This window comes from Neorhizobium sp. S3-V5DH (assembly GCF_004343065.1).
GTDB lineage: Bacteria > Pseudomonadota > Alphaproteobacteria > Rhizobiales > Rhizobiaceae > Neorhizobium > Neorhizobium huautlense.
This window is the reverse complement of record NZ_SMCL01000021.1, coordinates 88181-99943: the sequence shown is the minus strand read 5'-3', so window position 1 is coordinate 99943 and position 11763 is coordinate 88181. Positions and strand designations below refer to the sequence as shown.

At 59.0% G+C, this 11763-nt stretch carries 11 protein-coding genes and 1 tRNA gene; 4 read left to right on the top strand and 8 right to left on the bottom strand.

Going from position 1 to position 11763, the window contains the following annotated elements:
- Positions 1 to 181: 181 nt before the first annotated feature.
- The 5 genes from EDE09_RS22725 to pcsA form a co-directional block, all read right to left on the bottom strand.
- Positions 182 to 1255 carry a BMP family ABC transporter substrate-binding protein gene (locus tag EDE09_RS22725; RefSeq protein ID WP_112796516.1) on the bottom strand — a complete coding sequence of 358 codons (1074 nt, stop codon included), beginning with the start codon at positions 1253 to 1255 and terminating at the stop codon, positions 182 to 184.
- A gap of 45 nt (positions 1256 to 1300) precedes the next feature.
- The gene (locus tag EDE09_RS22720; protein WP_112796512.1) at positions 1301 to 2215 is read right to left on the bottom strand and encodes an ABC transporter permease; all 915 of its coding nucleotides are present in this window, start codon (positions 2213 to 2215) and stop codon (positions 1301 to 1303) included.
- Positions 2215 to 3303, bottom strand: a complete 1089-nt coding sequence (locus EDE09_RS22715) for an ABC transporter permease (RefSeq protein WP_112796510.1) — start codon at positions 3301 to 3303, stop codon at positions 2215 to 2217. The genes EDE09_RS22720 and EDE09_RS22715 overlap by 1 nt, the downstream gene beginning before the upstream one ends.
- On the bottom strand, positions 3293 to 4867 hold the full coding sequence (locus EDE09_RS22710; RefSeq protein WP_132413001.1) for an ABC transporter ATP-binding protein: 1575 nt from the start codon (positions 4865 to 4867) through the stop codon (positions 3293 to 3295). Before EDE09_RS22710 ends, EDE09_RS22715 begins: the two co-directional genes overlap by 11 nt.
- A gap of 171 nt (positions 4868 to 5038) precedes the next feature.
- Complete coding sequence (gene pcsA / locus EDE09_RS22705; protein ID WP_105375066.1) at positions 5039 to 5782, bottom strand: phosphatidylcholine synthase; 744 nt, start codon at positions 5780 to 5782, stop codon at positions 5039 to 5041.
- Positions 5783 to 5952: 170 nt separating this feature from the next.
- Here pcsA and EDE09_RS22700 point away from each other — a divergent pair, with 170 nt between their 5' ends.
- Positions 5953 to 7155, top strand: a complete 1203-nt coding sequence (locus EDE09_RS22700; protein WP_112796506.1) for a UbiH/UbiF family hydroxylase — start codon at positions 5953 to 5955, stop codon at positions 7153 to 7155.
- On the opposite strand, the gene EDE09_RS22695 is transcribed toward EDE09_RS22700, so the two are convergent.
- Together EDE09_RS22695 and EDE09_RS22690 are read right to left on the bottom strand one after the other, a co-directional pair.
- On the bottom strand, positions 7132 to 8094 hold the full coding sequence (locus EDE09_RS22695; protein ID WP_112796504.1) for an AEC family transporter: 963 nt from the start codon (positions 8092 to 8094) through the stop codon (positions 7132 to 7134). The two genes, EDE09_RS22700 and EDE09_RS22695, sit on opposite strands and share 24 nt — an antisense overlap.
- A 43-nt stretch (positions 8095 to 8137) precedes the next feature.
- Positions 8138 to 8893, bottom strand: coding sequence for a cytochrome c biogenesis CcdA family protein (locus EDE09_RS22690; RefSeq protein ID WP_112796672.1), 756 nt, complete (start codon positions 8891 to 8893; stop codon positions 8138 to 8140).
- A 199-nt stretch (positions 8894 to 9092) separates the two neighbouring features.
- Between EDE09_RS22690 and EDE09_RS22685 the strand changes: the two genes are divergently transcribed.
- Both EDE09_RS22685 and EDE09_RS28875 read left to right on the top strand, forming a co-directional pair.
- A tRNA-Lys gene (locus tag EDE09_RS22685) sits at positions 9093 to 9168 on the top strand.
- 217 nt (positions 9169 to 9385) lie between these two features.
- Positions 9386 to 9511 carry a hypothetical protein gene (locus EDE09_RS28875; RefSeq protein ID WP_280952501.1) on the top strand — a complete coding sequence of 42 codons (126 nt, stop codon included), beginning with the start codon at positions 9386 to 9388 and terminating at the stop codon, positions 9509 to 9511.
- Between the two features lie 440 nt (positions 9512 to 9951).
- On the opposite strand, the gene EDE09_RS22680 is transcribed toward EDE09_RS28875, so the two are convergent.
- Positions 9952 to 10212: a DUF2171 domain-containing protein gene (locus EDE09_RS22680; RefSeq protein ID WP_112803242.1), complete on the bottom strand. Its 261-nt coding sequence runs from the start codon at positions 10210 to 10212 to the stop codon at positions 9952 to 9954.
- A gap of 259 nt (positions 10213 to 10471) precedes the next feature.
- Here EDE09_RS22680 and EDE09_RS22675 point away from each other — a divergent pair, with 259 nt between their 5' ends.
- Entirely contained in the window at positions 10472 to 11761 is a 1290-nt protein-coding gene (locus EDE09_RS22675; RefSeq protein ID WP_245505223.1) for an efflux RND transporter periplasmic adaptor subunit, read from the top strand.
- Positions 11762 to 11763: the final 2 nt, after the last annotated feature.

Sequence of the window (11763 nt, the reverse complement as noted above, 5' to 3'; positions counted from 1 at the left end):
CTCGTCGCCGTCATGCGAAAGATGATCATCATCCTCAACGCAAGAATGCGGGAACACCACGCTAACGCGATTGACACCTAACACCGTTGCTTTTTTTGCTATACCAAACTTTGCGCCTGCTGATCTGCAGGCACTCGCCGTTCGAGATGATGCGTGGTCGCTGCTGCGTCCACTGATCTCGTTACTTCGGCAGCTTGTCGTCGACGCCCTCGACATAGAAGTTCATACCGAGCAACGTGCCGTCGTCAGCCTTTTCGCCCGCCTTGAGCCAAGGAGAACCATCCTGCTTGTTGATCGGCCCGGTGAACGGATGCAATTCGCCCGACTTGATCTTGGCTTCGGTCTCTTCTGCCATCGCCTTCACGTCGTCCGGCATGTTAGTGTAGGGCGCCATCGTCAGGATGCCGTCCTTAAGACCGTCCCAGATCTGCTCGGACTTCCACGTGCCGTCGAGCAGCGCCTGCGTGCGTTTGATGTAATAAGCGCCCCAGGTGTCGACGATCGCGGTCAGCTGCGTCTTCGGGCCTGCCGCGATCATGTCGGAGGCCTGTCCGAAAGCCAGGATACCGCGTTCGGCGGCAACCTGCATCGGAGCCGTCGTGTCGGTGTGCTGGGTCAGAATATCGACGCCTTGATCGATGAGCGCCTTGGCGGCATCGGCTTCCTTGCCTGGATCGAACCAGGTATTGGCCCAGACGACCTTCAGCTTGAAGTTCGGATTGACGGACTTCGCACCGAGTTCGAAGGCATTGATGCCCATAACCACTTCTGGGATCGGGAAGGAGGCAATATAGCCGGCCAGCCCCTTCTTCGACATTTTCGCGGCGATCTGGCCCTGGATGTAACGGCCTTCGTAGAAGCGCGAATTGTAGGTCGCGAGGTTCGCCGCAGCCTTGAAGCCGGTCGCATGCTCGAATTTCACATCGGGAAATTTCGCAGCGACCTTGACGGTCGCATCCATGAAGCCAAAGGAGGTCGTGAAGACAAGCGAGCAACCGGACCGCGCCATACGCTCGATGGCGCGCTCGGCATCCGGACCTTCCGGAACATTTTCGAGGAACGGAGTCTCGACCTTGGCGCCGAGCGCTTTGTCCAGTTGCTGGCGACCGAGGTCATGGGCCTGGGTCCAGCCGCCGTCCGTGCGCGAGCCGACGTAAATGAAACAGACCTTTTTCTTCTCCTGGGCCTGAGCGCCGGTCGAAAAGCCGCCGAGAAGGGCGGCCGAAGCGGCAAGGGCGATAATCAGTTTCTTCATTTCCTAACCTCTATTGGCTTAAAGACGGATGTTGTTCCACCGCGGTCACCGGTCGGGGACAAAGGGTTTCCCCAACGATGCCGGCGTATTGATGAGCGTCGTGCGACGATTATGCGAGATGATGATCAGCACGACAATAGTAGCCGCGTAAGGAAGCGCGGACAGGAATTGCGACGGGATGCCGATGCCGAAGGCCTGGGCATGCAGCTGGCCGATCGTGACCGCGCCGAAGAGGTAGCCACCTGCAAGCACGCGCCAGGGGCGCCAGGAGGCGAAGACCACAAGTGCCAGCGCGATCCAGCCCCGCCCGGCCGACATGTTCTCCACCCATTGCGGCGTGTAGACAAGTGAAAGCTGCGCGCCCGCGAGCCCGGCACATGCACCCCCAAACATGACAGCCAGATACCGGGTTCGGATGACATTGATGCCCAGTGCATGGGCCGAGACGTGGTTATCTCCGATCGCCCGCATTTTGAGGCCGGTGCGGCTTTTGAATAGGAACCAATTGATGCCGATCACCAAGCCTGTCGAGAGGTAGAACGTCAGGTCCTGACTGAACAGAACTCGGCCGAAAAACGGGATATCCGAAAGCAGCGGAAAGACAATCGGCTGCAATTTGATGCCGGGTTGACCGACGAAGGCCTCGCCGAGCTGCCCGGACAGGCCGAGCCCCAGTATGGTCAACGCAAGACCGGTCGCCACCTGATTTGCGACGAGGGTGAGCGTCAGGAAGCCGAATAGGAGCGAGAAAATCCCTCCGCCTAAAATGCCGGCGAAAAGGCCGACATAGGGCGAGCCGCTCATCTGCGTTACGGCAAAGGCACAGACCGCTCCCATGATCATCATGCCTTCGACGCCCAGATTGAGAACGCCGGCGCGTTCCGTGACCAGTTCCCCGAGTGCGGCAATAACGAGCGGCGTCGACGCGGTGATGACAGTGAGAAGGATGGCCTCGAACATCAGCTTCTTGCCTCGCCAGCTTTTGCTCCGGCAAGAACCAGGCGGATCTTGTAATGGATCAGTGTATCGCAGGAGAGCACGAAGAAGAGCAGCAGCCCCTGGAAGACACGGCTCACTTTGTCGGAAATTCCAATAGAAAGCTGAGCCGCTTCCCCGCCCAAATAGGTCAACGCCAGGACCAGGCCTGACGCGACGATCCCGAGCGGGTTAAGTCTGCCCAGGAAGGCGACGATGATGGCGGTAAAGCCGTAGCCCGGAGAGATCGACGGCTGCAGGTGGCCGATCGAGCCGGAGACTTCCGAAATCCCCGCAAGCCCCGCCAGCGCTCCGGAAAGCAGCATAGAGAACCACACCATCCGGCGGGCTGAAAAGCCGGCGAAGCGCCCTGCCCGCTCCGATTGTCCGAGAACGGAGACTTGAAACCCCTTGAGCATGAACCGCATCATGAACCACAAGGCGACTGCTGCAACCAGTGCAAAGATGAAACCCCAATGAGCGCGGCCAGATGAGAGAACTTCCGGCAGGACCGCTTCGATCTGGAAGCTTTTGGTCTGTGGGAAATTGTAGCCCTGCGGGTCGCGCCACGGACCGCGCGTCAACCAGTCGAGATAAAGCTGCGCGATATAAACCAGCATCAGACTGGTCAGGATCTCATTGGTGTTGAACCGCGTTTTCAACAGCGCCGGGATCGCCGCATAGAATGCGCCACCCGCCATGCCCATCAGCAGCATCAGGGGCAGGATCAACGGCGAATGCCATTCGGGGTTCATCACCGGAAGGATTGAGCCGGTAATGGCTCCAATGGTGAATTGACCTTCCGCACCGATGTTCCAATTGTTGGACCGGTAACAGATGGCCAGGCCTACGGCGATGAGGATGAGGGGTGCCGCCTTTACCGCCAGTTCATGCAGCGACCACACTTCAAGCAGCGGTTCGACGAAGAAGCTGTAGAGAGCGCCGAGCGGGCTCTTGCCGAGCAGCCAGAACATAACGAGGCCGAAGACAAGCGTCAGAGCCAATGCAAGCAGCGGCGAGAGAATGGAGAACAGCGTCGAGACGCGAGCGCGCTTCTCGAGTTCAATGTGCATGCGCCGCCTCCGGGATTGAATGGCTTTCGTGAATACCGCCCATCATCAGGCCGATGCGCTCGAGCGTCAGCGTGCCTGCAGGATGAGGATCGGAAAGCTTGCCCTCCGAGATGACGGCAATATTGGTCGCAACCTCGAAGATCTCGTCCAGGTCCTGGCTGATGACCACCACCGCGGAACCGGCTTTGGCGAGGTCGATGAGTGCCTGCCTGATGCGGCTAGCCGCGCCCGCATCGACGCCCCAAGTCGGCTGGTTGACGATCAGCACCGCCGGCTGGCGGTCAAGCTCCCGTCCGACGATGAATTTCTGCAGATTGCCGCCGGAGAGCGAACCGGCCAGCGGATCCTCTCCGCTTTTTCTCACATCCATCGCTTCACAGATGCGGCGTGTGGCAGAACGGATCGCATCCTGGCGGATGATCGAAACGGCACCGCCCGAAAGAAATGCCTGTTTATCCGATTGGCTGCGGGCGAGCAGAAGATTATCCGACAACGGCAGCGCCGAAACCGCCGCATGTCCGTGACGTTCTTCCGGCACGAAGCCGGCGCCAAGCAGGCGGCGACCGTTGATGCCCATGCCGCCGACCGCCTTACCGCGAATACGGATCGCTTCGTCGTCCGCGACCGGATATTCTCCCGACAGCGCATCGAAAAGCTCGCCCTGCCCGTTACCCGCCACTCCAGCAATAGCAAGCACTTCGCCGGCACGGACTTTTAAGGAAATGTTCTTGAGCGATACGGCAAACGGCGTCCGCGCCGGTACCGAGAGATCGGTCACCTCGATGCGGATATCCCCAAGTGCTTCGGCGCTATCCCGATGGACCTGCGCCACGTCCGAACCAACCATCATGCGGGCGAGCGAGGCGGGCGTCTCCAGTTTCGGATCGCAGGCGCCCGTCACTCTGCCGTGGCGCAAAACGGTGGCGCGATCGCAGATCCGACGGACCTCCTCCAGCCGGTGGCTGATATAAAGAACCGAGCGTCCCTCAGCCTTGAGCTTGGAGAGCGTCTCGAACAGACGGTCAGCCTCCTGCGGCGTGAGCACAGACGTCGGTTCGTCGAGAATGATCAGCTTGGGATTTTGCAGCAGCGCCCGAACGATCTCGATCCGTTGACGTTCGCCCACGGAAAGATCCGCCACATGCGCCTTGGGATCCAGCGGCAGGCCGTAGGCCTTGGAAAGGGCAGCCGCTTCATCGGAGATCTTCGATAGGGAAATCTTCGGGTCCAGCGACAAGGCGATGTTTTCCGCCACCGTCAGGGCCTCGAACAATGAAAAGTGCTGAAAGACCATGCCGACGCCGAGACGCCTCGCCTCGCCGGGCGAGCTGATCGTAACCGGTGTGCCTTCCCACAAGATCTGACCGGCGCTGGGCTGGAGCACGCCGAAAAGCATCTTCACCAGCGTCGATTTGCCGGCACCATTCTCTCCCAGAAGCGCATGGATCTCACCTGCCGCAATATCGAGATCGATCGCATTGCAGGCGGCAAAGCCGCCGAAAAGCTTGGTCAAACCTCGAACCGACAAAAGCGGTACTGCTGCCGGACCTTCGGGTAACGTCACTGAACCCCCTGTTCGCTGCCGGTCGCCTTCTGCGAGGCGTTTTCACCGATGGCAGCGCCTTGTTTTTAAAAGAGCAGGCGCGATCTGAAGGCATCGCGCCGATCGATCATATTGATACCGTTTTTGTTGCTTCGCACAACATGAAACCGCCGGCGCTGAAGCAACCCCAGCTCATTTTCCAAGGTTTGGAAAAAGCTGCAGCACACCGCCAATGCAATAGAGGTAGATACCGCTGAGAACCACGCCCCAGATGACCCAGTCGGGCGAGTTGAAATGCAGAAGAAGCGAATACCCCCCAAGCGCGCACCAGATCAGGCAGACCGCGAGATTGAGCGATCTCAAACGCTTCACCCGGACAGGATGAAGGAAGTTGATCGGGAAGAAGGTGAGGATGACGGAGACCGACACGACGATCAGTGCTGTCATCGCGCTGGCGTCGATGACGAAGAGCGTGAAGATCACCATGTTCCAGACGACGGGAAAGCCGGAAAAGAAATATTCATCCGTCTTCATACCCATGTCCGCGTAATAGACCGCGCTGGATACGACGATGGCTCCGGCGGCGAAAAACGACCAGGGTTCGCCGATCATGCCGCTCTGATAAAGCGCAAAGGCCGGCAACAGGACATAGGTCACGTAGTCGATGATGTTGTCCAAAGTGTCGCCGGACCAGTTCGGAAGAACTTCCTTGACCTTTACCTTGCGTGCGATCGGCCCGTCGATACCGTCAACGAGAAGCGCCAGGCCCAACCACCAGAACATATCGACGAAGCGATGTTCGGCTGCGGCAACGACGCCAAGAAATGCAAGAAAGGAACCTGACGCAGTCAGCAAATGAACCGAAAAGGCGCGAATCTCCGCATAGGGAACTTTCCTGTAGTTGAATATTCGCCTGATCACACGTAAGTCCCGCATTGCCTTGGTTCGGCAGATATGCGGCGAATTGGCACGCTTTGCAACCAACTTGGCATCTTCCACCTCCTTAAACCATTGCTTTTTCTGTTGCTGCGCCGTCGTGCCCCATGGATATGCGGATGCTGAGGCTCTAGATATCCGATGGACATTCGCAAAGCAGGATGACGCACATGCAGCATTTCGAAATCGCGGTGGTGGGGGGAGGTCTCGCGGGCTCGGTTGCGGCGTTGGCCTTGGCACGCTCGGGCCGCAAACTGGCCTTCATCGCCCCTGCCTTGGAAAAGAGCGATGAACGCACCACGGCACTGATGGACCAATCAATTCGTTTCCTGGAGCGGCTTGGCGTTTGGGAGAATATTGCGCCTTCGGCCGCCCCCCTTTCCGTGATGCAGATCCTCGACGCCACGAAGCGGCTGCTGCGGGCGCCAACGGCGCAATTTCGCGCCTTGGACGTTGGCCTTTATGCCTTTGGTTACAACATACCGAACAATGCGCTGACCCTGACGCTGGACGCCGCCGTCGCCGCCGAACCGAACATCACGAAGATAGAACAGAGCGTCGAAACCCTGGATTATTCGGCAGAACGTGTCGCGATAACGCTTGCCGGCGGATCGACGATCACCACGGATTTCGTCGTTGGAGCCGACGGACGCAAATCCAAGACCCGGGATGCCGCAGGCATCGGCACACGGACCTGGTCCTATCCCCAATCGGCGCTGGTGCTGAATTTTTCTCATACCCTCCCCCACAGCAATGTCTCGACGGAATTCCACACCGAGACCGGCCCCTTTACCCAAGTGCCGCTCCCCGGGCTTCGATCCAGCCTCGTCTGGGTCGTCAAGCCGGAGGAAGCCCAGCGCCTCATCGAACTGCCGTCGGACCAACTCTCCCGCCGGGTCGAAGATCGGATGCAATCCATCCTCGGCAAGGTGGCCGTGGAAGGTACACCGCAGATCTGGCCGCTCTCCAGCCTGATGGCGGACCGTTTCGGCAAGGGGCGCCTGGCGCTGATTGGTGAGGCGGCGCACGCTTTCCCGCCCATCGGGGCGCAGGGCCTCAATCTGTCGCTTCGCGATGTGATAGCGCTCACGGAGTTGCTTGCAGCGACGGGCGACCGTCCAATCGCCGCCGATGCAGGCGACCAGTTCAACCGTCGCCGGCGGCCCGATGTGATGAGCCGCACGTTTGGCGTCGATATCCTGAACCGCTCGCTGCTATCGGATTTCTTGCCGGTTCAGATGCTGCGCGCGGCGGGCCTTCATATTCTCGGCGGCGCGCCGCCATTGCGAAATCTCCTGATGCGCGAAGGCATCGAACCGGGCCGCGGTTTCCGCGCCGTGGTCGATGCCTTACGGAACGAGATCCGGCGGTAACGCACCGGAATGGATGAGATAAAGCAGGACGGGAAGCGTCAGGACGGAAGCGACCGTGATGATGAGGATGCTGGCTGACGCCCGCTCCTGCCAAATTCCATATTGCTGACTGATCACGAAGACGTTGGTGGCCGTCGGCAGAGCCGAAAGCAGCGTAGCGGAATAAATCCAGACCGGCTCGAAATTGCCGATCAGCGAGAGAACCGTATAGGTGGTGATCGGCAGCAGAATCAGCTTAGCGACTGCGATATAGCCGATTTCGAGCGGCACCCGCTTTATCGGCCGCAACGCCAGCGTCACTCCCATGGCAAACAATGCGCAAGGCGCTGCCGCCTGAGCGAGGTAGTCGATCAGACGCTGCACGGAGTCGTGCGGCCTGAAGCCGAAAGCGGCAAAACAAAAGCCAAATGCAGTCGAGATGATGAACGGGTGGAGGATCACCTTTCGGGCTATTTCCAGCACGACCTGCACCACCGGCCGCCTGTCTTCGCCGGCGACCGCCATCATGGCCGGGGCCACGACGAAATGAGCGCCATTTTCGAAACAGACAATCAGCGCAACCGGCACTGCCGCCGCTTCCCCAAAGGCCAGAAGAGCGAGACCCGGCCCCATATAGCCGATATTGCCATAGGAGCCTGCAAAGGCTTGAATAGTACAGTCTTCAAAGGAGTTCCGGCGAATGAAGAAGCCGATCAGGAAAAGCAGAAGAAAGACCAGATAGGTCGCGGCAATCTCGCCGAAGATAAAGTCGGCTCTGGTCAGTTGCTCCACCGGCGTGCGCGACACCAGCTTGAAAAAGAGTGCCGGAAGAGCTGCATAGATGATGAAGGTATTCATCCATCCAAGAGCTTCAGCGGGCTGTTTGGTTACCTTCGCAGCAAGATAGCCGATGAAGATCAGCCCGAAAAAGGGCAATAGCAATGCAATGATATCGGCCATTTTTTGCCTGCCCGTACGGACCAAGGTTCGAGGAAGCTTTCGGTTAGCCGATTTGCATAAGGATTGGAAAGGTCTGCTGGAACCAGATTGCGGCGGAAGTGACGAATCCGAAAATGAAGGCAAGGCCGGTCAGGATCAGGAACACGCCCATGGCCTTCTCCACCAGACCGAGATGGCGGCGAAAGCGCGTCAGGAAGCGCATGAAGGCGCCGGAAAAGCCGGCAGCGATCCAGAAGGGAACGGCGAGGCCCAGCGAGTAGATGGCGAGCAACATTCCCCCTTCGCTGACCGTGTCGCGTGACGCCGCCACACCCAGGATGGCGCCGAGCACCGGACCAATGCAGGGCGTCCAACCAAAGGCAAAAGCAAGGCCCATCACATATGCGCCCGACAGCGTCGCGGGCTGCCCTCCGCCCTGGAAACGCGCTTCGCGCGCGAGCAGGCCGATGCGGAAGACGCCGAGGAAGTTCAGCCCCATGACGATGATGATCAGGCCGCCGATCTTCGACAGGAGATCCAGATGCTGACGAAGCAGGACGCCGATGGTGGACGCGCCGGCACCGAGCGCCACGAAGACGGTCGCAAAGCCGAGCGTGAAGAACAGCGCCGCCATCAGCACCGCCTTGCGCGTACCGCCCGACTGCACGGCAATCGCAGCACCGCCGCCCCGGAACTGATCCACCGAAATACCGGCCATATAACAAAGATACGGAGGCACGAGCGGCAGCACGCAAGGAGAAAGGAACGACAGCGCACCGGCAATCAGTGCGCTCAAGAGGGAAATTTCGGCAATCGACACCAGCGGCTCCAACAGGGGGCGCATCACCCCGCTTAATGCGCCTCACCTAATGTCTGAAAGCGGCAAATGCCAATCACCTTTTCGCTCCGGCATGGAAAAGCGTCAACAAGCCGCATTTTTGCTGTTTTTGCGGGTTGACCGCAAGAGGTCGCCTGCATATGTTCCGCGCACTTTCAAGGGCGCGTCTCGCGTACCGTGGGAGAGCGTAGCTCAGTCGGTAGAGCAACTGACTTTTAATCAGTAGGTCCAGGGTTCGAATCCCTGCGCTCTCACCACCTACACCTTGAAACTCTGTCCCGGACGATTCTCGAAACGGTTTTCTTATATGCGCAACTGCGGACATAAGACTCCCACCCTCGATCTTCTTTCAGCTTAACCTCGCGCGTTGCTTGTCCGTTTCCAGGCACGCCGCCCTCGCCCGGGCCTTTCTACAGACGGGAGCGATGGAACTTCTTCGTCATTCATCACGTTGATGCGGCCGAAGGAGCTCCTATGCGAATTATCTTCATTGTGATGGTTGCCTCGGTACTCAGTATCCTGGTGTTCAAATATGCGGATCAAGGTCTTGGCGGCGGTGAGATCATGGCTTCGCCAGCGGAACTCTCAGCCCAAAATTGACTATCCCGCATCTTCTCGCGTCCAATGCCGCGTCACTCCAGGCGGCTCAATCCCCTCACCGCCTCGACATATGATTGATGCAGTTGGCGTCTAGAGGTGCACGCAGGAAGCGTGGCTGCTCTCGAACACGCTACGCTCTAGGCTGCACTCCCTCGCGGAACATTTCGTGATTTAGGATGTTGAAATATAAAAGGAGGGTATCGCCATGAACGCCCGAAACATTCTCATCGCCTTGGGATCAGCCATCGTCGGGGCTTTGCTAGCTGTGCTTCTGTTGCATTCGGCTGGGCCATCCGTAACGGCCAAAACCGATCGCCTCAGCGGCCCGCCCTCGGAAACGGCATTCATGCCAGAGCGTTTTGGCGTACCAAGTTCCACGCAATAGAACAGGCCCATCTCCACAGTTTGAGCCGGCGCCCATGGGCGCCGGCATCTCGTTCTCAATGAACCGATCCGCCGCCTTCTTCCTCTTCAAAGGAGACGGCCACATCGCTATTGGCTGAAAGCCGCACCGTGTTTCCTTCGATATCGGCAACAAGATCGAGTGGAATGAAATGATGATGGCCTCTATGCCCTCCTTCACCACTGTCTTTCCTGGTGAGCTTGATCCGGCTGCCCTCGACTCCATCGACGGTCCCGACATGGACGCCGTCTGCGCCGATGACTTCTGCATGTTCCTTGATTCTCGCAGCATCAACCATTGGTGATCTCCTTCTCTGCGGCCGTACAACGTGCGAGCAGAGATATCGATGCATCGGAAAAAAACAGCCGCAGGCTGATGCGGATCAAGGTCGAACTACCTTACCGATATTTAAGTTCATCCTCGACGCGTTTCATGTCATCGGAAGCATGGAGATTTGTACGACAGCTGTGCATCAACCGGATACCCGGTGCCATGATACGGAAACAGGTAGGATCGCGAGCGGATCCGGCTCCCCCACTAAGGACACGACCTTGAACGTGCAAAAGACGTTGGAACCAGCAGAGAGGACCACCGGCACAGCCGACCTCGCCGAAATTCTCACGACTTCAAGATCCGGCAGGAAGCGCCGTCAGTTCTTCTGGCCGATCCTGCTCGTCGTCCTTCTGGCAGCAGCGGCTGCAGCATACACCTATCTCGGCAGTAGCGGCCCGCAATATACCTACAGCACGGTGCCGGTGGAGCGCGGCGACCTTTCGGTCATCGTCACGGCCACCGGATCGGTCCAACCGACCGAGCAGGTCGATATATCCAGTGAGCTGTCGGGCACGGTCCGCAAGGTCAACGTCACCTACAACAGCGCCGTCAAAGCGGGCGAAGTGCTCGCAGAACTTGATACGAACAAACAGGAAGCCGATGTCCAGAGCGCGCGGGCTCAACTGGCGTCGGCAAGAGCCAATGTCCTGAAGGCCGAAGCAGAAGCCGCTTCAGCCAAAACGAGCCTTGACCGCCTGAGCGGGCTCGTCAGCAATCGTGTTTCCAGCCAGCAGGAGCTGGATGCCGCGAGATATACCTACGAATCCGCTCTGGCCACCAAAGCCATCAATGACGCTGCAGTACAGTCGGCTGAAGCCGCATTGCGCCTGGCGGAAGTAAACCTCTCCAAGCTGACAATCGTGTCGCCTATCGATGGTATCGTGCTGACGCGCGATGTCGATCCCGGCCAGACCGTCGCTTCTTCGCTCAATGCCCCGGTCCTGTTCACCCTCGCCGGGGATCTCCGGCAGATGGAACTGCAGGTCGCCGTCGATGAGGCGGATGTCGGCCAGGTGAGGGAAAGTCAGGGCGCCGTCTTCTCGGTGGATGCCTATCCGGATCGAACCTTTCCAGCGAAAATAGAGACCGTGCGGTTCGCGTCGGAAACCGTGTCGAATATCGTCACCTACAAGGCGATCCTGACGGTCGACAACCAGGAACTCCTCCTGAGGCCGGGCATGACGGCAACGGCGGACATCAATGTCGAGTCGGTCAAGGATGCCCTTCTTATTCCAAACGCCGCACTTCGCTACTCGCCGCCGGCCGTCTCTCGGTCCAGCGGCAGCATACTTACGCGACTCTTCCGGCCCCCACGCCCCCCTGGCGGCAGCCGAGCCTCCGGCAGCGACAGCGCCGACAAATCCGCGCGCAGCATCTGGGTGCTGCGGAACGGCCAACCACAGCGATTGAGCGTTCAGACGGGATCATCCGACGGTCGGTTCACGGTTCTGCAATCGGGCGATCTGAAGGAGGGCGATCTGGTGATTACCTCCGCGACAGCGCGAAACGGTTGAGG

Coding starts and splice junctions, on each gene's coding strand:
- EDE09_RS22725 (WP_112796516.1), bottom strand. CDS start 1,255: ATGAAGAAACTGATTATCGCCCTTGCCGCTTCGGCCGCCCTTCTCGGC.
- EDE09_RS22720 (WP_112796512.1), bottom strand. CDS start 2,215: ATGTTCGAGGCCATCCTTCTCACTGTCATCACCGCGTCGACGCCGCTC.
- EDE09_RS22715 (WP_112796510.1), bottom strand. CDS start 3,303: ATGCACATTGAACTCGAGAAGCGCGCTCGCGTCTCGACGCTGTTCTCC.
- pcsA (WP_105375066.1), bottom strand. CDS start 5,782: ATGCGGGACTTACGTGTGATCAGGCGAATATTCAACTACAGGAAAGTT.
- EDE09_RS22700 (WP_112796506.1), top strand. CDS start 5,953: ATGCAGCATTTCGAAATCGCGGTGGTGGGGGGAGGTCTCGCGGGCTCG.
- EDE09_RS22695 (WP_112796504.1), bottom strand. CDS start 8,094: ATGGCCGATATCATTGCATTGCTATTGCCCTTTTTCGGGCTGATCTTC.
- EDE09_RS28875 (WP_280952501.1), top strand. CDS start 9,386: ATGCGAATTATCTTCATTGTGATGGTTGCCTCGGTACTCAGTATCCTG.
- EDE09_RS22680 (WP_112803242.1), bottom strand. CDS start 10,212: ATGGTTGATGCTGCGAGAATCAAGGAACATGCAGAAGTCATCGGCGCA.